Raw genomic sequence first — 22,570 nt, 5'->3', positions numbered from 1 at the left:
GTAAAGAGAGGATTTGACACAATGGCATTTGTACAGGCCCCGCTACCCTTCGACATTAATGCTTTAGAGCCAAATGGCATGAAAGCTGAAACTTTCGAGTATCACTACGGCAAGCATCACAAAGCTTATGTAGACAACCTCAACAAGCTGACTGAAGGTACAGAACTTGCTAATAAGTCTTTGGAAGAAGTAATCAAAATTTCCTTCCAAGACTCCTCTAAGGTGGGAATCTTTAACAACGCTGCTCAAGTTTGGAACCACACCTTCTTCTGGAATTCCTTGAAACCAAATGGTGGTGGTACACCCACCGGCGATCTCGCAGCCAAGATTGATAAAGATTTTGGCAGCTTCGACAAATTTAAGGAAGAGTTCTCTAACGCGGCTGCAACTCAATTTGGCAGCGGCTGGTCTTGGCTGATTGATGATGGTGGTACGCTAAAGGTGATCAAAACACCAAATGCAGAAAACCCTCTAGCTCATGGTAAAAAGGCACTCCTAACCTTGGATGTTTGGGAACACGCATACTACATTGACTATAGAAATGCCCGTCCAGCATTCATCAAGAATTTCTTAGATAACTTGGCCAACTGGGACTTTGCTGCTGAAAACTTGGCTAAAGCTTAATTAATTGCTGGTTTGAACTGAGTGCGATGCCTCTTAGTAAGCTGCTCCATAAGTTAATTTACAAAAGTTGAAGCAAAAAGCCCACCAGAAAAAGGGAGAAATTCTTTTTAATTTCTCTCTTTTCTGTTTTTCAGCAGTGGGACGGGCATTGTCTGAATAAAAGTAGTGGCATGAAAATCAAAATTAGGACTTATGGATTGACAGAAAAGACCAAATATGGATTATTTTAAAAACCATTTGTTGTAGGGGCAATTCATGAATTGCCCCTACAGCGCGGATCTATATTACCATCAAAAAATGATTAATAAAAACCTGAAACCAAATATTTACCTTATACACAAAATGATTCTTTTGTACAGCGTGTAAGTCCTGAAAATATAAAACATTATGGATAGCAAAGAACTAGCACAATACATCGAAGCAACGAATAGCATTACTAAACCTTGGGTATTGGTACAACTGCGCCTCAAGAAATTGCAAGAGCGTCGAGCCACCCTTACAAATGATGTCTACACCAAAGAATTAGAAGATATTTACCAAGACTTGATGAATTTAGGTGAATGGTGGCGCGGTATTGAAGATGAGGTATTTTAAAGTGAGGAGTTATGAGTTTTCCTAACTTTATAACTCTTGCACAGACGCGATTAATCGCGTCTCTACTCCTAACTTAAAACGCAACCTAATGGCTCAAGCTCTCGATCAAGTCGATTACGATACTCTCGATGCCGCAAAAAGACGCTTCATCGATGCCGCAAAACGTACACTTACCTTTGCAAGCGCCTATGGTACTGTTCCCGCATCAGGTCTTGGAGCAAGTGCAAACGCTTTCAGCTTCAACCTCGCTCCATTTATTCAAGCGGGCGCTCCAGAACTTTTTCTAACGCTTGTCCCTGAAGGACTGGGAACCGCAGATGATACCCGTCCTGACGACCTTTCCGAAGAAGAACTTCGGCGATTTTGGTGGAACATCGGGATCAAGATTATCTCGTGTCTGACAAACGATGCAGCAACATCAGGAATGCAGACTCTACTTCTTGGTCTTTATCTACCATCAAGTACTCCTGAAACAATTTTTACCCCCGCCTTCCTTGATGGGTTTCTGGATGGAGTCGTTGAGGGGTGCAAACGAGTAGGGTGTGTTTATATCTCAGGGGAAACTCCTCAATTAAAAACTAAGATGATTTCAGGTCGGCTCGATATTGCAGGTTCGGTTTTTGGGGTTATGCCGCCTGGTGTCGCTCCCATTGATAGCTCGTGTCTGAATGCCGGAAACACCATTGTTCTTGTCGAGAGTTCTGGGCCCCATGAGAACGGGTTTACCCCACTGCGAAAACTTGCTGAGTCTCTTCCTGATGGTTATAGAACAAAACTTCCGAGTGGGCAGGAGTTTTGGGAAGCAATGAATGCAGCATCATATCTCTATACGCCACTTGTACAGGCGGTGCTTGGCGAAGGAATTCGCCCCACTGCAATGGAAAATATCACAGGTCATGGTTGGCAGAAGCTGATGCGGTCGGTGAAGCCGCTTCGATATGTTATTGAAACAATGCTCCCAGTGCCGGAGATATTTACATTTGTCGAGGGTCATCTTGAGGGTGGGGCAGAGACGATGCTTTCTGTATTCAATTACGGAGCCGGATTTGCATTCTATACAGAATCGGAGCAGGATGCAGAGAGGATTGTCATCCTTGCAAGGGAACATCAGCTAACGGCTGTGATTGCCGGCAGAGTTGAAGCATCTCTCAACCGCGAGGTAGTGGTAGAACCGCTTGGGGTGACGTTAAAGGGAGATTCTTTTGGGATTGCGCGGGGAGTATAATTAGCCGCAAGCGATCGCTAGTTTTCTGCGAGCTATTATTTATAAACTCACTCATACGATGCCTGGATTGGATTACGCCTAAGCTAAAATCATAGCTGGATTAAATAAAATTAGAGTAATTACTGAGATATATATATTTTTTAATACGTGATATATATTTAAATCTTAGACCGATTAGAGATAAATATTCTCCTGATCCTTTCAAAATAAGCCATCTAGCACAATTAGTATAGGTGTATTTATAAAATTTTATATGCAATATTTTTTACCACTTACGTTTAAAGTAGTGCAAATTACCCATGACTACTGAGGTTAAGATTTGCTAACGTAGTCTTAACATATTGAAAAATTTGCTGAAAAAGCTGAGAAAGTAGCCACCAATACACTAATTGACAGTGTTGGAAATTTCTCATCTGTAAATAGGGCGTTTTAGTGTGTTAAGAATATATATTTTTATTCAGAGGGGGTTATGGCTGTAAATTTGGCCCGGACTACTGCTTCGGCAGAACTTTTGAAGCAAGTATTCCAGAACATTGATGCTTACAGTTGTCCAAAGTTATTCAACTTTCACATGCACACTGTCTACTCAGATGGCAGGTTGCAGCCTAGTGGCTTGATGGAACAGGCGATCGCGATTGGACTAAAAGGTTTAGCCATTACCGATCATCATGGTATTATCGGCTATCAAGCGGCCCTTGCTTGGTTAGAAGATTGGAAGTGGAGTAATCCTGGTGCAACAACTCCTTACCTGTGGAGTGGTGCAGAAATCAATGCTAACCTTCTGGATACAGAAGTTCACATTTTGGCTTACGCTTTTGCTCCAGAACATCCTAGTATGAAACCCTATCTGCAAAGAAGGCCGACTACAGGGCAAGAATATCAGGCAAGTAACGTGATTGCCGCTATTCATGAAGCTGGGGGATTAGCAGTTCTGGCTCATCCAGCCCGTTATAAGCGATCGCATTTTGACTTAATTCCAGCTGCGTCTCAAAAAGGTATCGATGGCGTGGAAACTTTCTATGCCTACAATAACCCTAACCCTTGGAAACCTAGCGTATTGGAATCAGAACAAGTGCAAAAGTTGGCTGATGAATACTTTCTTCTCAATACCTGTGGTACTGACACCCACGGTTTGAGCTTGCTACAACGCTTGTAAAGATGAATCAATTTTTTTAAATCTCCTGGTTCAATCTGCCAGGAGGTTATCTTTTTTTGGATGCTCAATAGTCAATTTGTTTTATTAGAGTTAACTTCAAGAGATTGAGAAGCTATTTTGATTGTCTCTTTGGCAGCTTTTTCCTTACGTTCGCTATAGCGGTCTGTGAGATAATCAACTTTGTCACGCAATAGCAAGGTGAATTTGTAAAGTTCTTCCATTACATCGACAACGCGATCGCGATAGGGTGAATTCTTCATAGTCCCGTCTTCGTTAAACTCCTGATATGCTTTAGCCACTGAGGATTGATTGGGGATGGTGAACATCCGCATCCAGCGCCCAAGAATTCTTAATGTGTTGACGGCGTTAAAAGACTGCGAACCACCGCTCACTTGCATCACAGCCAAAGTTCTACCTTGAGTCGGGCGCATCGCTCCCATAGTGAGGGGAATCCAGTCAATTTGGTTTTTCATAATGCCAGAAATCTGACCATGCAACTCTGGGCTAGACCAGACCTGCCCTTCTGACCAGAGGCTTAATTCGCGCAATTCCTGCACCTTTGGGTGGGTGTCAGGTACACTGCCATAAATTGGTAGTTCGCGTGGATCAAAAAACTTTACCTCTGTCCCAAATTCTTCAATGATGCGTGCTGCTTCCTCTGCTAAGAGGCGGCTATAGGAATGCTCACGTAGGGAGCCATACAAAAATAAAATTCTGGGGGGATGGTCAAATGTCGTCATAGAAATTTCAGTATACAAATTAATAGCTGGGACAGATAAATGCAGAGCTACAGAGACTAAAAACATATGGATTAAGGGGTTATTTCTACCTCGCTTTGAGACTTAGCTTGTGTACTTCAGCAACTTGAAATCTGCTGTAATTTTCGTGAAAATTTGCCTTGGGTTTGTTGAGCCAGGGACGGCAGATCAATAAAAAAACAACGAGTAGAAAATATGAAATTAGTCCTGTCGCCCCGATGATGAATAAGCCTGGTAGCCTATCTTTTATCGTTTCGGACTTTAATTTCTTCCACCAATCTTCATCCATCTAAGCCTCCGGGGTAAATACAAGGGTTCGATACCCTTGTATTTACCAATCTTTTTGTAATCTTCATAGTTTAAAACCTTTGTGTAGCAAGGATTTCGAGGTATAATTAAAGAGATCGAGTCAGTAGTCTACTGTTGGAGTCGAAGACCGGAAAACTCTCATCCTAAGCCAACAGACTGAACCTTGAAAACTGATATGGGGTTGCATCCAGAAATACAGATTTTATCTGTTAGGTTGGTTGCGTAAAATCAATTACCTTGGGTTGTACAAAACTTTGGTTTCTTGTACAAACAACGGTCTGGACGGATCGTTGCTGGCTGTGGAGGTTACTGGAATACCAGACCTGTGAATCAGCAAATTCTCGCTGCGAGGTTAGATGCTCCCGCTACATTGCTTGCAATTAGCGGTGAGAGTCGTCACTAGATTTAGCTTTATCCAACAGATGCAACTTGCAGAGATTCAACTAGGCAAGTGACCCGTTCTCTGATTTCATCCCGTACACGAGGAAAAATTTCTGGTTGCTCTGCCGGATCATCCAATTGCCAATCTTCAAATACTTCCCGTGTTAACCACTCTGGAGGCAAATTCACACCACATCCGCACAACGAAATCACCACATCAAAATTCTCTGATTTGAATTCACTCAAAGCTTTCGAGGTTTGATCGCTAATATCAATACCTGCATCTTTCATCGTAGCGATCGCTTCTGGTCTGACCTGACTTGCTTCTAACCCAGAGCTAATCACTTCAATCTTTCCCTTACCAATAGTTTTAGCAAAACCTTCTGCCATTTGGGAACGGGCAGAATTCTTTTTGCAGACAAACATTACACGTTTCATGGTTCAACTCCTCCAAATAGTTTGAGTAAATTTAAAAGGTTCTCGATTCAGATGGTGAAAAATAACGTTTTTCAAACCAGAAGGCAACATTAACCAGACCAATCAATACAGGCACTTCCACCAGAGGCCCGACGACGGCAGCAAAAGCAACACCCGAATTAATGCCAAACACTGCGATCGCCACTGCGATCGCTAATTCAAAATTATTCCCGGCGGCTGTAAACGCTACACTTGCCGCTCTAGAATAATCTGTCTTAATGCGCCAAGCCATATAAAAACTGACCAGAAACATGATCGCGAAGTAGATGATCATCGGAATTGCAATCTTCACCACATCCAAAGGTATCTCAACGATTAAATTCCCTTTCAAGCTGAACATCACCACGATTGTAAATAACAAAGCAATCAGAGTGATGGGGCTGATTTTAGGTACAAATTCCTCGTGATACCACTGCTTACTCTTTGCTTTCACTAAGAAGTAACGAGTGAAAAATCCAGCTAAAAAGGGAATACCGAGATAGATAAACACGCTTTTAGCAATCTCGGCAATGCTGACATTCACAACACTGCCTTGTAACCCAAATAGTGGCGGCAGTACAGTGATGAAAAACCAGGCATAAGGACTATAAAAGATGACTTGAAAGATGCTGTTGAAGGCAACCAATCCAGCCGTATACTCTGTATTTCCTCGTGCCAAATCACTCCATACAACTACCATTGCAATACATCGGGCTAATCCAATCAGAATCAATCCCGTCATGTATTCTGGATAACTGTGTAAGAAGATCGTCGCCAGAGCAAACATCAAAATTGGCCCAATGATCCAATTCTGAATTAGTGACAAACCAAGAATTTTTCCGTTGCGAAATACATCCCCTAATTCTTCATACCGCACCTTGGCTAGGGGCGGATACATCATCATAATTAACCCAATGGCAATTGGTATATTGGTTGTTCCTACTTGGAACTGGTTGATAAATGATTCTACTCCAGGAAAGAAATAGCCTAGAGCAACACCGATAGCCATTGCTAAAAAAATCCACAAGGTCAAGAAGCGGTCAATAAAGGAGAGGCGTTTTGAAGTCTTTTTGTTCATTACAATTAACCCCATACATAAATGCAGGAGTTTTGAGCAGGAATTTTGGATTATTCAATCTAAAATTCGTTGGGTTATATCAAGAATATATTTCTATCATTTCAAAAAAAATTGATTTGTCAATACATACAAAGCTAGAATTCAACAAAACATTACAAAAAAAATTGATGGATTTTTAAGTCTCGCAGGGGGGACGAATCGGTAATATTGGGCTAAAGCGGCGGAATTCTGCTAGATACTGCTCTATGGCAACAAACTGCGGCAAATTGAGGCTGTAATAAATCCAGCGTCCTTCTTGACGAGCGCGAACTAAACTAGCTTCTTTAAGGGTTTTGAGGTGAAAAGACAGTTTAGACTGAGTGGTTCCCAAGTGGTCGCACAGGTCACACACGCATAGTTCTTGAGAGCGCAGCAGTTCTAAGACCTGAATCCGTAGGGGGTCAGACAGGGCATGAAAGCCAGAAGCGATCGCATCAGGAGTGAAGGTGCTATTAGGAGCCATCAAATTTTTTTGAAGTATTTCTTTATGTTAAAGTCTAATTCAATTATGAACAGGGCTTACACAAAAATAGCCAAAAAGCTTAATTTATCGTAGATACGTAGTGGCTTGTCGCAGTCCATACGTGTCAACTTAATGCGAAATGGGCGGTTAGAAACCGCGTCTATACAAATTGTTTTACCTTTTCGACAACCCAATCAACACGATCCTTTCCCCAAAACCTTTCACCTTCGACTACCCAAGTCGGGACTCCAGGACAGCCAAATTGCTCGTATTCAGCCAAAGCTGCCACTGCTGCTTCTTTGGCTGCTTCCTCGTGGATTAACTCAAGAATGCGATCGCCATTCAACCCGACATCATTTACAATTTTCCTAATCACAGACTCATCGTTAACATCAAGAAGATCGATGTACGTCGCTCGAAAAAAAGCCGCATCAAGTAGATGCTCCTTCCTACTTCCACAAGCAGCATAATACGCTCTCGCGGTCAGTTCTTCCCGACCAAACTTCATTTTCTCCCAACGCTTGACCCACCTACCAAATTCTTCAAATTCCTTGAGCCGAATTTCAATATCGTACTTTTTTGCCCACCGCAAACAATCTTCTTTGTGATACGACGATAACAGAGCGCTTTCACTTCGTCCTTGTAAATCAGCTACCTTTATACCTCGCTCTTTCGGTATGTAGATTGGTCTTCGTTCAATATCAACTGGCAAACCCTGCAATGCTTTTTCGGCAAGAGTGATACCAATATATGAATTCGACGAGTGGTATATCGAGTATGAATATACTTTAATTCGTTGCGACATCTATCTAAATTAACTCGCAATTTTAATATTAAATATGGCTTCTAACCCATTGACGAAATTCTTTAACTAATTTTAAATAATCTTTTTCTCCCACCTGCTCTAAAAAGTTAGAAATTTCTATTAATGGCAGATTGGGAAATGCTAAACTCCGTTCAACAGATATATATTCCTGATTTTGTAAAACGTTAATAGTAAAATAATTACCATCATATTGCCAAATCTCTCGTACACCCATATCAGCATAGACTTCAAAGCGATTTTTAGAACTGCTAGTAATATCAACTTCCACTACCAAATCTGGCGGTGGATCTTGTTGCAAATTAATTCTTTTTTTGCCTTTGATTAACTGGATATTTCTAATGTAAAAACATTCATCTGGCTCTGCACCACTCAATTCTGGACGCTTGAAAGTAGTAGAACCAAGAGGTTGGATATTGACTTCTAATTCTTCCGCTAGAGTTTCAACAAATCGACCCAAGACTTTTTTATAACTCTCATGTTCAGGTGAAGGAGCCATGATTTCTAGACTACCTCGATTGTATGTGAGCCGGAGGCGGCGATTAACACCAAGTTCAGTTAACAAGTTTTCATAAGTTTGCCAACTGATATCTGATAAGTGGATGATTTCTGTAGGTTCAAGCAGTGTGTTGCTAGTCATAGCGATATGTGATGTATGCTCTCGCTGTACAATAGCCCTTCTTTGCCTCATTGTACTTTAAGCTGAATCTTCAATAAAGGTAGGTATCTGGTTGCTACAGTCGCCGTGAAAACTACTAAGCTGGTAAATAGCACGTTTAAAATTTAGCGGAAATTCGGAATCGCATTCATCGGCGGTTCAAGATTCCCCATTGGCGAACTACCTGTAATTACATTATGTTTGATGCATTATCTGACCGTTTAGAATCCGCCTGGAAAAAACTGCGGGGACAGGACAAAATTTCTCAATCCAACATTCAAGATGCATTGCGCGAAGTGCGCCGCGCCTTGTTGGAGGCAGATGTTAACCTCCAGGTAGTCAAAGATTTTATTAGCGAAGTCGAAGCCAAAGCCCAGGGAGCCGAGGTGGTTACTGGCGTGCGACCTGACCAACAGTTCATCAAAATTGTTCACGATGAACTGGTGGAGGTAATGGGAGAAGAAAATGTTCCGATCGCAGAAGCCCAGGAAAAGCCGACTATTATCTTGATGGCTGGGTTGCAAGGTACTGGTAAAACCACAGCTACCGCTAAGTTAGCCTTACATCTGAGAAAATTAGATCGTAGCTGTTTGTTGGTGGCGACAGACGTATATCGCCCAGCCGCGATCGACCAGTTGCTGACGTTGGGTAAGCAAATTGACGTACCAGTATTTGAGCTAGGAAGCGACGCAGATCCCGTAGAAATTGCTCGGCAGGGTGTAGAACGCGCTAGGGCAGAAGGGGTAAACACAGTAATTATTGATACTGCTGGTCGTCTGCAAATTGACGAAGATATGATGGCGGAATTAGCCCGCATCAAAGCAACTGTCCAACCCCATGAAACTCTCTTGGTGGTGGACGCAATGACTGGTCAAGAGGCAGCAAATCTGACTCGCACCTTCCACGATCAAATCGGAATTACTGGGGCGATTCTCACCAAAATGGATGGTGATAGCCGTGGTGGTGCAGCCCTTTCAGTACGAAAGATTTCGGGAGCGCCGATTAAATTTGTGGGCGTGGGCGAAAAAGTCGAGGCGCTGCAACCCTTTTATCCCGATCGCATGGCATCCCGAATTTTGGGAATGGGCGATGTACTAACCCTGGTAGAAAAAGCCCAGGAAGAGTTTGACTTAGCTGATGCTGAGAAAATGCAGGAGAAAATCCTGTCAGCGAAGTTTGACTTTACTGACTTTCTCAAGCAGTTACGGATGCTGAAGAATATGGGATCTCTGGGTGGCTTCATCAAGATGATCCCAGGGATGAACAAGCTTTCAGATGACCAACTCAAGCAGGGAGAAACCCAGCTAAAGCGCTGCGAAGCGATGATTAACTCCATGACTCGCCAAGAACGCCACGACCCCGATTTATTAGCCAGTTCTCCCAGTCGGCGGCGGCGGATTGCCTCTGGTTCAGGTTATCGAGAGTCAGATGTGACTAAACTGGTGGGTGATTTCCAAAAAATGCGATCGCTCATGCAGCAAATGAGTCAAGGTGGCTTCCCTGGAATGCCGGGAATGTTCGGCGGTGGTGGCATGGGCAACGCCTTCGCAGGTGCTGGCAATCGTCCCGCAGCCCCCGGATGGCGTGGCTATGGTGGTGATGCAGGTACGAAAAAGAAAAAACCCAAAGAGAAAAAGAAAAAAGGCTTCGGCAATCTTTAGTTATTGGGCCTTGGGCATGGGGCATTGGGCATTGGTAATTTACAAATGACAAATGACTAATGACCAATGACTAATAGCAGCAAATGCTAGGCAGTGCTAAAATTAGCATTTCGACCTCAGAATTTATCAGCAGAGGAAACTAACCCTCAATTTCTTGGCAACAGCCAGATTTAGGTTACTTCCTCGCCGACGAGTTGCTAACTAATCTCTAAACAGGAGAATGATTCTTCAACCATGATCAAACTGCGCTTGAAGCGATTCGGTAAAAAACGGGAAGCAAGTTACCGCATTGTCGCCATTAACAACCTCGCTCGCCGTGATGGCCGTCCCTTAGAAGAATTGGGATTTTATAACCCCAGAACCGATGAAGTGCGATTAGACGTTCCCGGTATCGTCAAGCGACTACAACAAGGCGCTCAACCCACTGACACCGTACGTCGCATTCTAGTAAAAGCTAATGTTTTTGAACAGGTCAGTGCAACAACAGCCGCATCATAATTTCGGAACAAAATTGCCAACAGCCAGTCCCAACTATGTTGATCTGGTTCGGTTTTTGGTGCAGCCGTTTTTGGAATCTCCAGAGACTTTAAGCGTCGATTGTGAAATTTCTCAGGCCCTAAACCGGGTTTGGGTTCGCATCGCCTTTGAAAGCACAGATAAAGGAAAAGTGTTTGGTCGAGGGGGACGCAATATTCAGGCGATTCGGACAGTAATTGCCGCAGCCGCAGCCGCAGCTGGGCAATCAGCATATCTAGATATCTACGGCAGTACCACCCCGGGCCGCGAAGGTATGTCTTTTGATGAAGACACAGAAGAGCGATCGCCACCACCGACTAGAAGAGAAGTGCGTGGAAATGATGGGCCCAAACCCATTGTTAAACCCCGCCTCCGCTAGGTTAAAACTAGAGAGCAAATCTGAGCGGTTGTAGTTACCTCCGCTCAGAATTTTTGTAAAGATGGAAAGTAGCAAAAAGATTTTTAGATATTTTTTTGAACTCTTCACCAGTAGGGGCGTAAATTTTACGCCCCTACAACCAATTAAGTTATTGCAAAGATTTTTCTAAAATGTAAGTAAAAAAGCGTAATTTCGCCATTGGCAAGAAAATATTAATACCAATTTAAAAAATAATTGCGAAAGATGGATTTGCCAAAGCAATTACGAGTAACTCTTTGACAATCTAAAATCTAAAATCGTTCGACTGAACGCTCACGACGAAGTCCAAAATCCAAAATGGTATAACCTTTGTCAAAAATAGATCCTTACGAATTAAAAAATACTATGGCAGGTGCTTTAACAATTCAGCTGCCAAATGTTTCCAGTGCGATCGCTCTTGGGGGAGATGGAGAAGAAAATCTCAAAATCCTATCTCGGCAAACAGGAGCCACTTTAGTGCTACGCGGACAGGAATTAGTCATTTCTGGTAGTGAAGGGCAAATCGATCTAGCTTCTCGATTAGTGCGATCGCTTGAAAACCTCTGGATTAAGGGCAATACTATTTCCAGTGCCGATATTTTAACAGCCCGTCAAGCCATAGATAGCGATCGGCAAGGGGAATTACAAGATTTACAGCGAGATGTCCTTGCCAAAAGTCGCCGAGGTGAAGAAGTCCGTGCTAAAACCTTCCGCCAGCGTCAATATATCGACGCACTCCGTAGACGCGATCTTACCTTTGGGATTGGCCCTGCTGGTACCGGCAAGACTTATCTCGCCGTTGTTGTCGCCGTACAAGCACTTCTTGCCAACCAAGTTGAAAAGCTAATTTTAACTCGCCCTGCCGTCGAAGCCGGTGAAAAACTCGGTTTTTTACCTGGAGACTTACAGCAGAAAGTTAATCCCTATCTTCGCCCACTTTACGATGCTATTTATGAATTCATTGACCCAGAAAAAGTACCCAGTTTAATGGAACGCGGTGTGATTGAAGTCGCACCCCTCGCCTACATGCGGGGACGCACCCTCAATAACGCTTTTATCATTGTTGATGAAGCTCAAAATACTACACCCGCTCAGATGAAAATGGTTTTGACTCGTTTGGGCTTCCGTTCGCGGATGGTAATTACAGGAGACATGACACAAACCGATTTACCACTTCACCAACAATCGGGTTTAGGAGTGGCTTTACAAATTTTAAAACACGTTGAAGGCATTGCTTTTTGCGAATTCACTCAAAAAGATGTTGTGCGTAATCCTCTAGTTCAGCGTATTGTCGCTGCTTATGAACAATACGAAAAGTAGTCATTAGTCATTGGTCATTAGTCATTAGTAAAAAACTAAGAAAGGATAATAATTTATGAGTACTACTTTGAAAGAATTTTTAGCAGCTTGCGAAGCTCTTGGAACGTTGCGTTTAATTGTTACTAGTAGCGCGGCTGTATTAGAAGCACGTGGCAAGATTGAAAAGCTATTTTATGCAGAATTACCAAAGGGTAAGTATGCAAATATGCACACTGAAGGTTTTGAATTTCACCTGAATATGGACAGAATTATTCAAGTTAAATTTGAAACAGGTGAAGCGAAGAGAGGCAATTTTACAACCTATGCTATTCGGTTTTTAGATGATAAACATGAGTCTGCTTTAAGCTTATTTTTGCAATGGGGTAAACCGGGAGAATATGAACCGGGTCAGGTGGAAGCTTGGGAGACTTTAAAAGAAAAGTATGGGGAAGTTTGGCAGCCTTTACCAGCAGAAATTTAATGTTGCTCATTAGGATGTTGAAAACTGCGGATATTTCGTAAATCAAAAGATGTTTACGCAGTTTCTTCATGGAAAAAACTCCAAAGAATTAACCTTTGTTACATTAATTTTCTTATCATCCTAGCAATTTCCAGCTGCGTTGATGTCCAAGCTGAATTAGTTCGATCGAATTGAATGATATGAAGTACAATTAAAAAAACTGCGAAACATGCTAAAAAGGGAAGATATTTCAAAGATAATCCCAAAAAAAAAGAAAATAAAAAGACTACAGAGTAAGAATCCTAATATTAATAAGTCTTTCCAGCCTATTGGGAATATAAATACCTTCAAGTTGGAGAAGAATAAAGTAGGCGTGCAAAGCCAACACAAATCATTAAAATCATGATTTATGAAAATATAATATGGGCTTGTTTTACTTTTGGTGTATGTCCCAATATAGTTGTATGCCCTAATAAGCGACACTTTTTGCCCTTCCCTAACTTTAATATTATCCCCTGACAATTTTATTTCAGTTTCCTTCCCATTACCTGTTTGAAGCCAGAATTCTGTGATGGTTTCGATACTAGAGCTTACGTCACTACCATGAGTTATTGTGTATTTCTGAACTCCTAAAGCAGTACCATAAATTTGCTCCAAATAAATATTTTTCCCATTAACTTTTAGCTGGTGTAATGTTTGATTTAATATAGTGGTTTAACATTGTTATTATGTGTGTGGTTAAGGTTCAATCTCGACAAAGTTTCTGTCAGGTTAAGCTAGATGTATTAATCAGACAAACACTATTTGACTAAATTACACACTCGTAATAATTTGGGAAAATAAGCTAAATTAAGAAAAGTCTCTATATGAAATATTTCCAAATCTTGGAGATTTTTAGAATGAAATGGACACTTGACGAAGCCCAAAAACAGCTATCCTCAATAATTAATGCGACTAGTCAAGAACCTCAGCTAATCTATACTGAAGAGGAATTGGTGGCCGCAATTCTAGATCCTGAGCTTTTTCAAGAATTTTTAAACTGGCGACAAAAAGCTACGAAAACATCTCTAGCTCAAGTCTTTAAAGAACTTCAGCAGTTATGTACTGAAGAAGATTATAGCTTAGAGATACCAATACGAAGCGACCGTAACAATCCTTTTATTGAAGACAAGGATGAGTAATCTTTGTGACACTAATATTATCAGTGAATTGACTCGTCCGATTCCAAATCCAGGGGTGATAACATGGAGCGGCACTGTGACATCTATTAACTTAAGTGTTATTACAATTGAGGAAATTTATTATGGTTTAACAGCGAAGCCTAATTCTAAAATCCAAAACTGGTTTGAAAACTTTCTTACAACTCACTGTCAAATTTTCCCCATCACCTCAGAAATTGCCAAGTGTTCGGGTGAATTGAGAGGCTTTTTGAGGACTCAAGGTAAACCCCGTTCGCAAGCTGATATACTGATTGCAGCAACAGCTAAAATACATTCCATGACTCTTGTTACTAGAAATATTAAGGATTTTGAGGGTTGTGATATATATACATTGAATCCATTTCAGCTATCACAATTGTGACAATATAATAGTATTATTGACATTATAAGACCGCCTTGAGGCGCTCTCACTAAAATCAAGAAGAGTTGATACTATAGATTAATTTTTAATCAATAACTAATAAACGTTAAATACAAAATTGCTAATGTTTTTTATAAAAGCGATTTGGAGTTTTTGCTTAATTGCTTTTTTTCTGCTATGGAGTGGAGAAGCTGAAGCCGGAGAGTTATATGAACGGTTAGCAAGTTTTCCCCAGTGGGAAAAATTAACTTCAGTGCAAGCGGCTTCGGGCGATTTGATTTACCCGGAATGGATGGCTGGTTCTTGGCAAGTTACGAGTACTTTGATAGATTTAGCCGCGCCTTTAGCACCAGATATCGTAACACCAGGGTTTGGAGGGAATCGCCGCCAATTAAATCAGCCTGTGAATTTTGTAGTAAGATTTGTAAAGGCTCAACCACATATATCCCGTTTAAAAATATTCCCTCAGATAGATTACAAATCTCCAAGCTTAGTGGCAGATAGAGCATTTAATAGTTTGAATTTGGCACGGGCTTATTTAGGGGATGAAGCAGTGTTATCAGTCAAAGTAGATCCAGATTCACCTAATCGTCAGATTACATTCTTGCGTAGTAGTCGCCAATTAGTTTCTATTGTGACTGCACGGGCTACAGAAACTGTCTCTGATGGCAAATTTATTACTACAGAAGTGTTTCAACAATTATTCAAAGGTGGTTCACGCCCCTATTTAAACTCGGTAGAATCTACCACCGCTTATCATAAACTTTTAGCGAATCCGGCAATTGAAGCAGATCAAGTCACTGCTGTCTATCTTTCACCCCAAGATCCAGATTACTTTAAAGCTGGTTCTCGACCAGTTGCTCTCTATCGCTATCGCCTAGAGTTTGTTGCAGTACAAATGCCTAATATTCAGAAAGAATGATTTAAGCTTAATAGACCTTGACTAATTTGTATTACGTTTGTAGTATATAAATTCCAAGCTCACGATCGCGCTCTTGGACGGTGTGTATCATGGCCAAATTTCAAGATATTGTCAATTACTTTCGCTCTGACTGGAAGTTGAGTCTTTTTAGTATTACGATATCCAGCATTTACGAAATTATTGATTTGGTTGTTCCTTATGCGATTGGGCAGATTTTAAACGTTTTGTCTAATCAACCTTTGGATAAACCACTTCAAAGTGCGATCGCAAATTTTTCGGACTTTACCAATTACCCAGTTAATAAACCTCTATCTTTAGTTGTATTACTGGGTTTAATTTTCATTGTCACAGTAGTGAAAGCACCGGCAAAACCTTGGTTAACCCATTGGTTTCATTGGGATATATCCTTAAGGTTACGTCGCCAGAAAGCCCAAATAGCTATAGAAAAAATTCTCACTCTTCCACTAGAATTTTATGATGAAAATAACCCCGGACGGATTGCTGGAAGAATAGCTAGAGGAATTTCTAACCACACTTTTACTTATCCTGAAGTTGCCGGACAGTTGATTCCTAGATTAGTTCGAGTCTTAGCAATTTTTGGATTTATCTTGGTAATTGAGTGGCGAATTGCAATTTTGTATTTGATTTCCTTTGTAGTTATTTTGAGCTTGAGCTTAAAGCATTTAAAGCAGCTGATTTGGCACGAAACTATTCTCGATAAATATTCAGAAGATACGGAAAGTCGCAATTCGGAACTAATCACCAACATAAAAACGGTGAAAGCATTTGCTACAGAAGCTAATGAACTGAAACGGCAAAAGCAACGTTTAGATCGGGAATTAATGGTAGTTGAGTATCGTGTCCACAAAGGTTATACCAAACTAGCTACTTGGCAAAAGACTGTAATTCAGTTTTGCGTGTTTACTATCTTGAGTTTGACTCTAGCAGCAACCGTACATGGAAGAATTTCTCTTGGTCACTTTGTCATGACCTTAACTCTTTCTAGCATGGCTTATGCGGAATTAGAACCTATTAGCACTTTGGGAGAAGTTTTTGCCCGTCGTTATTCTTCGATGATCCGGTTTCACGAATTTCTCCAAGAGCCAACTGCATCTGGTTCAGCGAGTCTTTTAGAAGAGAGTAACTACACAGAATCACCTTATAAATTTACTGGAAAAGTTGAGTTGTCAGACCTCAGTTTTGGATATGATGCCAACCGAAAAGTTTTGCAAGATATTAACTTGTTGATTGAGCCATACCAAACAGTAGCATTAGTAGGGCGTTCCGGTTCTGGTAAGTCTACTTTGGTGAAACTGCTGTTGCGATATTTTGAACCTCAACAAGGTCAAATTTTGATTGATGGTCAAGATATTCGCACTTTAAATGTGGGTAAGTATAGACGAAGGCTAGCGATCGTTCACCAAGAAGTAGATGTTTTCAACGGTACTATATTGGATAACCTCACCTACGGTAGGCGGGATGCCAGTTTGGAGCAGGTTAAGGAAGCCTGTAAGATTGCGAGAGTCGATGAAGTAGTGCAGCAATTACCCCAAGGTTATTACACCGTTGTGGGGGAACGAGGTGTTAGGTTATCTGGAGGACAAAGACAGCGTTTAGGAATAGCTAGGGCGCTGCTAGTGCAACCAGACGTGCTGATTTTTGACGAAGCCACCTCTAGTTTAGATTATGAGTCTGAGCGTTCAATTCAGCTAGCGATGCGATCGATTCAGGGTACTTGCACCACTATTGTGATTGCCCACCGTTTAAGTACAGTGCGGGAAGCCGATAAAATTGTGGTTCTGGAGCAAGGAAAGATTGTAGAAGTGGGTAGTCATGATGAACTCTTGCGTCACGAGGGCATTTACCGCCGTTTACACTCCCTGCAAGAAACAGGAGAACTCCTGAGTTAGGAGACAACGCTACTAAATCATTCTAATAGCGTCTCCAAGAGTTGCAATCCCAACCGCAAGCGAATTGCTTCATTACGCTTTGCTTCATTCGCAACGACATTGTGTAATTAATTCTGTCCAAGTACTTATATGTAATTGCGAGCAAAGCAATCGCCTGAGATTGTTTCACCCCGCTCGCAATGACACCAGAGAGACAATACGGTTCGGTTAAGGTTATTTGATGAAAATAATAGATCCCAAATCCGCGATAAATCGCCGTCAAGACGAAGCACTGATTATTGTAAAGACGGCGATTTATCGCGTCTCTTACCTTAACCAAATGAAAACTATCTATCTATAACCGATCGCCCGTAATACCATTGCTGGTATTCTGAAAGCGGCAAGACCATTGCCAGAAAATTGGCAAAGTAAAAGTAAAACAATGGAAATCGCTACAACCAGAGTACCCCGTTGGTTCGTTCGCAGAGACATTGATGGTTTATTTGGACTGGCGCTTGATAACTTTATTCAAATTTTATTGATTGTCAATCTCTGTCAAGTAGTGCTTGGCTTTCCTAGCTCGTTAGTTTATGGGCGCATTTTGCCAGGAGTTGCAATAAGTTTAATTATTGGCAACTTCTATTATGCAAGGCTAGCCAAAGAGCAAGGAAAACGCGAGCAGAGGGACGATATTACTGCTTTGCCTTATGGAATTAACACCGTCAGCCTTTTTGCCTATATTTTTCTGGTGATGCTACCTGTAAGATTGGCAGCAATTTCTGGTGGTGCATCTAGCGAACAAGCTGCTGAATTAGCTTGGCAAGCAGGACTGGTGGCTTGCTTTGGTTCCGGTTTGATCGAATTTGTCGGGGCTTGGGGAGGAGAGGCACTTCGTCGCCTCGCCCCCCGTGCCGCATTGCTTTCCACTTTGGGCGGTATTGCAATCACTTTTATTGCCATTGGTTTTCTATTTCGTACCTTTGCCAATCCCGTAGTCGCCTTAGTGCCTCTTGGTGTAATTCTGCTAACTTATTTTGGGCGAGTGCAATTTGGTATCCCTGGCGGCTTGTTGGCTGTTCTTTTGGGAATTGCCCTTGGCTGGGGAACAGGTTTAGTCAGTTGGGATCATGCCAAGTTTAGCGCTACTCTGCAACCAATTGGGTTTTATTTCCCCTCTTTGTGGCTCTTAAAATTGTGGAGCAGTCGTTCAGTCTTGATGGAATATTTCAGCATCATTCTACCAATGGGGTTATTTAACCTTGTCGGTAGTCTCCAGAATTTAGAAAGTGCATCAGCTGCGGGTGATAATTATCCTACGGCTCCCTGTCTGAGGGTAAACGGTATTGGTACATTGGTTGCTGCTATTTGTGGTTCCTGTTTTCCGACTACTATTTATATTGGTCATCCAGGCTGGAAAGCTTTGGGAGCAAGAGTTGGTTACTCTATACTCAATGGCATCATCATGGGCTTGCTTTGCCTAAGTGGAACTGTGGCAATGCTGGCTTATTTTGTCCCGATTGAAGCGGGGATGGCAATTGTGTTATGGATTGGGATTGTAATTGTAGCTCAAAGCTTTACAGCCACACCGTCGCACCATGCGCCGGCTGTAGTTGTTGGTCTATTACCAGGAATTGCTGGTTGGGGTGCAATAATAGCTAAAAATGCACTCCGAGCAGCAGGTTTGGGCACACCAGAAAAACCTTTTACACCAAGCTTGATTGAGCAGTTTAAGTTGAGCGATACCTATATTGATGGGGCTTTTGCTCTTGAGCAGGGATTTATTTTTTCCGCGATGATTTTAGCTGGTATCACAGTTTACATTATTGAGCGCCAGTTTCGCCAAGCTGCCTATTGGTCTGCGATCGCAGCTGTAATTTCTTGGGTTGGGTTGATGCACAGTTATCGTTGGACTGTTGCAGATACAGTTGTTAATCTAGGCTGGGGAACTGGTGCGCCTTGGGCTATTGGCTATATAATGCTGGCAATTCTCTTTTTCTATGTCGATTGGCAAGAAAGACGTAAGGCTTGATGCGATCGCTCCCCAGTCTCTAGCCTGAATACCAAGAAATCTAAAATCTAAAGACTCCTTTAAACATAATTGAGGGGCAATTTCCCCATGCTTGCTTTCACAAATCAAAAGCAGTCATAGGGCTATTGCCCCTAAATATTTTGAGCTTTAATCGCTCTTTCCCCAGAGAAGTTATCTGGACTTAGACTCTACACACCATACTCCGCTATGTCAACACCTTTACTCAGCAGTGACGAGTTCAGTACTGCCGCGTGTCCGTCGCCGTGTGAGGCTATTGTACAACATTACACCGATCGCCTTAATCAAATTACCTTCCAATTCCTGGAACATCTTCATGTTCGTGCCAAAAGCAGCGTTAGCTTCATCAACGATGCGATCGGTTGTAGCATCGTCAAGGGGTAGTTCATCCAAAATTTGACGATACTTGGCTTTGAATGCCTTCTCATCAGAAATTTCTGGAAACTCATAAAAAGCTGTTCCTTGGCTATCAGACAAATTCATCGCCGTTACAGCAATGTTTTTAAGAATTTGTCCTCCAGATAAGTCACCCAAGTAACGAGTATATGAATGAGCAATTAACAATTCCGGTTCTGTGGCAGATATTTCTCGGATGCGCTTTACATAAGCTTCACCTGCGGGAGATAGTTTGATTTGCTCTCTCCAGTTTGCACCAAAGTAATAACTCAGGTCTTGCTCTAAGGTATACTTGCGGTTTAGCTGGGGAAAGTTAATTTTAGAAAGAATTGGGTGCTGGCGGTGCTTTTCCATTTCTTCTTCCATCGCTGAGTAGACGAAGTAGAAGTTAGCAACTAGTTTCCGATAAGAGTTTTTTTCGACTACTCCTTTTAAAAAGCACTTGACAAAACCTACATTTTCTGCCATTGTGTGGGCTTTCTTAGTGCCTACACGTAATTTGGTTGCTAAATTGCTGCTCATGCTAAATTTCTCAACTTTAAAAAGTTAACTGCCGAAGTTTTAATTTCCGAACGGCTAAAAAAGCCATTAAAACGTTACCTTAAAACTATTTGATGAGAATTTATATTAAAAATTTTTAAGCTGCAATTACTTTGTAGTTTTTTACACAGCAACAAAGCTAAAAAAATAGAACTTTACATTTCAGTATTTTGATTTTTTGCTACTCTAATCTGCATCTTGTTTTTATTCTCTGCCTTACTCAAAAACCTTCGCGCTCAAATAAGGGTAATATTTACTACATACTTTTGCTAGTATTGGAATCATATTTTGATTTTTGAAAAATATAAGTACAAGTATCTGTAAGTTGACACCAGTACTCTACCAGAAGCCGCCCTCCCTCCGTCTACGCTCAAGTCAAGCCACTTTGCGGGGATTCCCCCGTTGTGTCCAGTGGCGTGGGAAACCCGCCCAGACTACTGGCTCCCTTATGTATATTTTAAAAATCAAATACTATTCCTATAGGATTACAAGATATGAACCAAGAAAGATAAAAATCAAGACTAAAATTAAGGGCATAAAAGGAATAATTAGCTAAAATGTGGAGACTTTACAGATAATGTAAAACCAATACTTACTTTACGAAAGATTTACAATAAATAAGGAGTGATTTAAGTATTATTACGTAAATACAGCTTAATCTACAATGAATTTCTAAAGAGAAAGAGCAGATCAAAATTGCTGAATTAAAGTCTTAAATGCTATTTTTCAATGTGATTGTGTGGAGTGTTTAAAAAAATGGTTTCATCTATGACTCGAACACCGGGCATTCCTGGGGGTTCTGCTTCCGAAGTTGAGGGATTAGACAAAGGGATTGAGGGTAGTTTTGGGCTGAATTTAATTCCACTACCAGCAAATCCCTTATTTGGCACAGATGGGATTCGCGGGCGAGTGGGAGAATTGCTGAATGCGCCCCTAGCATTACAAGTTGGTTTTTGGACGGGGATTGTTTTACGTAACCATACTACTCAAATAGGGCCAGTCATTCTTGGACAGGACTCTAGAAACTCCAGCGATATGCTAGCAATGGCTTTGAGTGCAGGGTTAACAGCCGCAGGATTAGAAGTTTGGTATTTGGGATTATGTCCTACTCCTTGCATTGCCTATCTTACCAGCATTAGTGATGCCATCGGCGGAGTGATGATTTCTGCCAGCCACAATCCTCCAGAGGACAACGGAATTAAGGTTTTTGGTGCGAACGGTGGGAAGTTACCCCAAATATTACAGGCAGAAATAGAAGCGGGACTGCGTGGGAAAATATCACCTATTGCTAAAGTCAGTAATTGCGGACGGCATTACTCACGTTTGGAGTTAGTAGGACATTATGGCGAGGCGTTGAAAAAACCCTTGAATAGTGAACTAAATCTTCAGGGGATGAAGATTGTTTTAGATTTAGCGTGGGGTGCAGCAGTTGGATTAGCACCATCAGTATTTACAGAAATGGGGGCAGAGGTAATCTGCTTACATAATGAAGCAGATGGCGATCGCATTAATGTCAATTGCGGTTCCACCCATCTAGATATTCTTGCCGCCACAGTCCAAGAACACAACGCTGATATCGGCTTTGCCTTCGATGGTGATGCCGATCGCGTCTTAGCAGTAGATAATACTGGCAGACCAGTTAACGGCGATTACATTCTCTACCTATGGGGAAAACATTTACAACAAAACCAACAACTGCCAGACAACCTAATTGTATCTACAGTTATGGCTAACTTAGGCTTTGAAAAAGCTTGGCAACAACAGGGTGGTAAGTTAATTCGTACCGCAGTCGGCGATCAATATGTGCAAGCCGAAATGTTGCGAACTGGGGGAATGTTAGGCGGCGAACAATCAGGCCATATTCTTTGTCGTCATTATGCCGTAACTGGAGATGGCTTATTAACAGCCTTGCATATAGCAGCTTTGGTAAAAGAGGCGGGTGTTTCTCTAGCAGAATTAGTAGATCAAAGCTTCCAGACATATCCGCAACTATTGCAGAATGTGCGAGTCGTAGATCGCGATCGCCGTTTGGGTTGGCAAGATTGTGAACCCGTGCAACAAGCGATCGCCCTTGCAGAAGCAGCAATGGGTGATTCCGGTAGAATTTTGGTTCGTGCCTCTGGCACAGAACCAGTAATCAGGGTTATGGTGGAAGCAGCCAACGCTGAAGTCGCCAACTACTGGACAAATGAATTAGTTTCGCAAGTCCAGAAGCACATAGCAGTCTAAGTTACTTACTCATAATCTCACTTTTAAAAAGTGCAACTTTTTCGCGATCGCAGCTTCTGCAAATTAACC

23 protein-coding genes are annotated in these 22,570 nt (G+C 41.8%); 16 read left to right on the top strand and 7 right to left on the bottom strand.

What is annotated here, in order from left to right; translation table 11 throughout:
- The first annotated feature begins 21 nt into the window (after positions 1 to 21).
- The 4 genes from GTQ43_RS02995 (at position 22) to GTQ43_RS02980 (ending at position 3,599) form a co-directional block, all read left to right on the top strand.
- The gene (locus tag GTQ43_RS02995; protein WP_265270574.1) at positions 22 to 624 is read left to right on the top strand and encodes a superoxide dismutase; all 603 of its coding nucleotides are present in this window, start codon (positions 22 to 24) and stop codon (positions 622 to 624) included.
- Between the two features lie 387 nt (positions 625 to 1,011).
- Positions 1,012 to 1,218 carry a hypothetical protein gene (locus GTQ43_RS02990; RefSeq protein ID WP_012412689.1) on the top strand — a complete coding sequence of 69 codons (207 nt, stop codon included), beginning with the start codon at positions 1,012 to 1,014 and terminating at the stop codon, positions 1,216 to 1,218.
- Positions 1,219 to 1,306: 88 nt separating this feature from the next.
- Positions 1,307 to 2,443 (top strand): AIR synthase related protein, encoded by a 1,137-nt coding sequence (locus GTQ43_RS02985; protein ID WP_265270568.1) that lies wholly within the window; start codon positions 1,307 to 1,309, stop codon positions 2,441 to 2,443.
- 469 nt (positions 2,444 to 2,912) lie between these two features.
- Positions 2,913 to 3,599, top strand: a complete 687-nt coding sequence (locus tag GTQ43_RS02980) for a PHP domain-containing protein (RefSeq protein WP_265270566.1) — start codon at positions 2,913 to 2,915, stop codon at positions 3,597 to 3,599.
- Between the two features lie 71 nt (positions 3,600 to 3,670).
- On the opposite strand, the gene arsH is transcribed toward GTQ43_RS02980, so the two are convergent.
- Positions 3,671 to 4,339, bottom strand: a complete 669-nt coding sequence (arsH, locus tag GTQ43_RS02975; protein WP_265270563.1) for an arsenical resistance protein ArsH — start codon at positions 4,337 to 4,339, stop codon at positions 3,671 to 3,673.
- A 589-nt stretch (positions 4,340 to 4,928) separates the two neighbouring features.
- On the opposite strand from arsH, the gene GTQ43_RS02970 reads away from it, so the two are divergent.
- Positions 4,929 to 5,069, top strand: coding sequence for a hypothetical protein (locus GTQ43_RS02970; RefSeq protein WP_265270562.1), 141 nt, complete (start codon positions 4,929 to 4,931; stop codon positions 5,067 to 5,069).
- 8 nt (positions 5,070 to 5,077) lie between these two features.
- On the opposite strand, the gene arsC is transcribed toward GTQ43_RS02970, so the two are convergent.
- The 5 genes from arsC to GTQ43_RS02945 all read right to left on the bottom strand — a co-directional run bounded on the left by arsC (position 5,078) and on the right by GTQ43_RS02945 (position 8,546).
- Positions 5,078 to 5,485: an arsenate reductase, glutathione/glutaredoxin type gene (arsC, locus tag GTQ43_RS02965; protein ID WP_265270560.1), complete on the bottom strand. Its 408-nt coding sequence runs from the start codon at positions 5,483 to 5,485 to the stop codon at positions 5,078 to 5,080.
- Between the two features lie 31 nt (positions 5,486 to 5,516).
- Positions 5,517 to 6,581, bottom strand: coding sequence for an ACR3 family arsenite efflux transporter (gene arsB, locus GTQ43_RS02960; RefSeq protein WP_265270558.1), 1,065 nt, complete (start codon positions 6,579 to 6,581; stop codon positions 5,517 to 5,519).
- 175 nt (positions 6,582 to 6,756) lie between these two features.
- The gene (locus GTQ43_RS02955) at positions 6,757 to 7,083 is read right to left on the bottom strand and encodes an ArsR/SmtB family transcription factor (protein WP_265270555.1); all 327 of its coding nucleotides are present in this window, start codon (positions 7,081 to 7,083) and stop codon (positions 6,757 to 6,759) included.
- A gap of 160 nt (positions 7,084 to 7,243) precedes the next feature.
- Entirely contained in the window at positions 7,244 to 7,888 is a 645-nt protein-coding gene (locus tag GTQ43_RS02950; protein WP_265270553.1) for a DsbA family protein, read from the bottom strand.
- A gap of 28 nt (positions 7,889 to 7,916) precedes the next feature.
- The gene (locus tag GTQ43_RS02945; protein ID WP_265270552.1) at positions 7,917 to 8,546 is read right to left on the bottom strand and encodes a Uma2 family endonuclease; all 630 of its coding nucleotides are present in this window, start codon (positions 8,544 to 8,546) and stop codon (positions 7,917 to 7,919) included.
- 215 nt (positions 8,547 to 8,761) lie between these two features.
- Here GTQ43_RS02945 and ffh point away from each other — a divergent pair, with 215 nt between their 5' ends.
- The 10 genes from ffh to GTQ43_RS02895 all read left to right on the top strand — a co-directional run bounded on the left by ffh (position 8,762) and on the right by GTQ43_RS02895 (position 19,318).
- On the top strand, positions 8,762 to 10,225 hold the full coding sequence (gene ffh, locus GTQ43_RS02940; protein WP_265270551.1) for a signal recognition particle protein: 1,464 nt from the start codon (positions 8,762 to 8,764) through the stop codon (positions 10,223 to 10,225).
- A gap of 234 nt (positions 10,226 to 10,459) precedes the next feature.
- Positions 10,460 to 10,723: a 30S ribosomal protein S16 gene (rpsP, locus tag GTQ43_RS02935; RefSeq protein ID WP_094328165.1), complete on the top strand. Its 264-nt coding sequence runs from the start codon at positions 10,460 to 10,462 to the stop codon at positions 10,721 to 10,723.
- A complete protein-coding gene (locus GTQ43_RS02930; RefSeq protein WP_193946964.1) occupies positions 10,683 to 11,120 on the top strand; it encodes a KH domain-containing protein in 438 nt (145 codons plus the stop codon). The genes rpsP and GTQ43_RS02930 overlap by 41 nt, the downstream gene beginning before the upstream one ends.
- A gap of 384 nt (positions 11,121 to 11,504) precedes the next feature.
- Positions 11,505 to 12,458 carry a PhoH family protein gene (locus GTQ43_RS02925; RefSeq protein WP_265273651.1) on the top strand — a complete coding sequence of 318 codons (954 nt, stop codon included), beginning with the start codon at positions 11,505 to 11,507 and terminating at the stop codon, positions 12,456 to 12,458.
- 55 nt (positions 12,459 to 12,513) lie between these two features.
- Complete coding sequence (locus tag GTQ43_RS02920; RefSeq protein WP_265270543.1) at positions 12,514 to 12,918, top strand: ChuX/HutX family heme-like substrate-binding protein; 405 nt, start codon at positions 12,514 to 12,516, stop codon at positions 12,916 to 12,918.
- A gap of 878 nt (positions 12,919 to 13,796) precedes the next feature.
- Positions 13,797 to 14,078 (top strand): prevent-host-death protein, encoded by a 282-nt coding sequence (locus GTQ43_RS02915; protein WP_265270541.1) that lies wholly within the window; start codon positions 13,797 to 13,799, stop codon positions 14,076 to 14,078.
- The gene (locus tag GTQ43_RS02910; protein WP_265270540.1) at positions 14,071 to 14,478 is read left to right on the top strand and encodes a type II toxin-antitoxin system VapC family toxin; all 408 of its coding nucleotides are present in this window, start codon (positions 14,071 to 14,073) and stop codon (positions 14,476 to 14,478) included. Before GTQ43_RS02915 ends, GTQ43_RS02910 begins: the two co-directional genes overlap by 8 nt.
- A 124-nt stretch (positions 14,479 to 14,602) precedes the next feature.
- Entirely contained in the window at positions 14,603 to 15,400 is a 798-nt protein-coding gene (locus GTQ43_RS02905; RefSeq protein ID WP_265270538.1) for a DUF6816 family protein, read from the top strand.
- A gap of 89 nt (positions 15,401 to 15,489) precedes the next feature.
- Positions 15,490 to 17,310 (top strand): ABC transporter ATP-binding protein, encoded by a 1,821-nt coding sequence (locus tag GTQ43_RS02900; protein ID WP_265270536.1) that lies wholly within the window; start codon positions 15,490 to 15,492, stop codon positions 17,308 to 17,310.
- A 421-nt stretch (positions 17,311 to 17,731) separates the two neighbouring features.
- Positions 17,732 to 19,318: an NCS2 family permease gene (locus GTQ43_RS02895; RefSeq protein ID WP_265270534.1), complete on the top strand. Its 1,587-nt coding sequence runs from the start codon at positions 17,732 to 17,734 to the stop codon at positions 19,316 to 19,318.
- 219 nt (positions 19,319 to 19,537) lie between these two features.
- Here GTQ43_RS02895 and GTQ43_RS02890 read toward each other — a convergent pair whose 3' ends face one another.
- A complete protein-coding gene (locus GTQ43_RS02890) occupies positions 19,538 to 20,254 on the bottom strand; it encodes a heme oxygenase (biliverdin-producing) (RefSeq protein ID WP_265270532.1) in 717 nt (238 codons plus the stop codon).
- 774 nt (positions 20,255 to 21,028) lie between these two features.
- Here GTQ43_RS02890 and glmM point away from each other — a divergent pair.
- Positions 21,029 to 22,501 (top strand): phosphoglucosamine mutase, encoded by a 1,473-nt coding sequence (gene glmM, locus GTQ43_RS02885; protein WP_265270530.1) that lies wholly within the window; start codon positions 21,029 to 21,031, stop codon positions 22,499 to 22,501.
- Positions 22,502 to 22,570: the final 69 nt, after the last annotated feature.

Origin of the sequence: Nostoc sp. KVJ3 (assembly GCF_026127265.1) — a bacterium.
In the GTDB taxonomy this organism is placed as follows: Bacteria; Cyanobacteriota; Cyanobacteriia; order Cyanobacteriales; family Nostocaceae; genus Nostoc.
Note: the sequence above shows the minus strand (reverse complement) of the source record. Positions and strands in the feature narration are given on the sequence as shown.

Bases quoted from the DNA above. Each gene is read 5' to 3' on its own strand.
- GTQ43_RS02995 (WP_265270574.1), top strand. From the start codon at position 22: ATGGCATTTGTACAGGCCCCGCTACCCTTCGACATTAATGCTTTAGAG.
- GTQ43_RS02990 (WP_012412689.1), top strand. From the start codon at position 1,012: ATGGATAGCAAAGAACTAGCACAATACATCGAAGCAACGAATAGCATT.
- GTQ43_RS02985 (WP_265270568.1), top strand. From the start codon at position 1,307: ATGGCTCAAGCTCTCGATCAAGTCGATTACGATACTCTCGATGCCGCA.
- GTQ43_RS02980 (WP_265270566.1), top strand. From the start codon at position 2,913: ATGGCTGTAAATTTGGCCCGGACTACTGCTTCGGCAGAACTTTTGAAG.
- arsH (WP_265270563.1), bottom strand. From the start codon at position 4,339: ATGACGACATTTGACCATCCCCCCAGAATTTTATTTTTGTATGGCTCC.
- arsC (WP_265270560.1), bottom strand. From the start codon at position 5,485: ATGAAACGTGTAATGTTTGTCTGCAAAAAGAATTCTGCCCGTTCCCAA.
- arsB (WP_265270558.1), bottom strand. From the start codon at position 6,581: ATGAACAAAAAGACTTCAAAACGCCTCTCCTTTATTGACCGCTTCTTG.
- GTQ43_RS02955 (WP_265270555.1), bottom strand. From the start codon at position 7,083: ATGGCTCCTAATAGCACCTTCACTCCTGATGCGATCGCTTCTGGCTTT.
- GTQ43_RS02950 (WP_265270553.1), bottom strand. From the start codon at position 7,888: ATGTCGCAACGAATTAAAGTATATTCATACTCGATATACCACTCGTCG.
- GTQ43_RS02945 (WP_265270552.1), bottom strand. From the start codon at position 8,546: ATGACTAGCAACACACTGCTTGAACCTACAGAAATCATCCACTTATCA.
- ffh (WP_265270551.1), top strand. From the start codon at position 8,762: ATGTTTGATGCATTATCTGACCGTTTAGAATCCGCCTGGAAAAAACTG.
- rpsP (WP_094328165.1), top strand. From the start codon at position 10,460: ATGATCAAACTGCGCTTGAAGCGATTCGGTAAAAAACGGGAAGCAAGT.
- GTQ43_RS02930 (WP_193946964.1), top strand. From the start codon at position 10,683: ATGTTTTTGAACAGGTCAGTGCAACAACAGCCGCATCATAATTTCGGA.
- GTQ43_RS02925 (WP_265273651.1), top strand. From the start codon at position 11,505: ATGGCAGGTGCTTTAACAATTCAGCTGCCAAATGTTTCCAGTGCGATC.
- GTQ43_RS02920 (WP_265270543.1), top strand. From the start codon at position 12,514: ATGAGTACTACTTTGAAAGAATTTTTAGCAGCTTGCGAAGCTCTTGGA.
- GTQ43_RS02915 (WP_265270541.1), top strand. From the start codon at position 13,797: ATGAAATGGACACTTGACGAAGCCCAAAAACAGCTATCCTCAATAATT.
- GTQ43_RS02910 (WP_265270540.1), top strand. From the start codon at position 14,071: ATGAGTAATCTTTGTGACACTAATATTATCAGTGAATTGACTCGTCCG.
- GTQ43_RS02905 (WP_265270538.1), top strand. From the start codon at position 14,603: ATGTTTTTTATAAAAGCGATTTGGAGTTTTTGCTTAATTGCTTTTTTT.
- GTQ43_RS02900 (WP_265270536.1), top strand. From the start codon at position 15,490: ATGGCCAAATTTCAAGATATTGTCAATTACTTTCGCTCTGACTGGAAG.
- GTQ43_RS02895 (WP_265270534.1), top strand. From the start codon at position 17,732: ATGGAAATCGCTACAACCAGAGTACCCCGTTGGTTCGTTCGCAGAGAC.
- GTQ43_RS02890 (WP_265270532.1), bottom strand. From the start codon at position 20,254: ATGAGCAGCAATTTAGCAACCAAATTACGTGTAGGCACTAAGAAAGCC.
- glmM (WP_265270530.1), top strand. From the start codon at position 21,029: ATGGTTTCATCTATGACTCGAACACCGGGCATTCCTGGGGGTTCTGCT.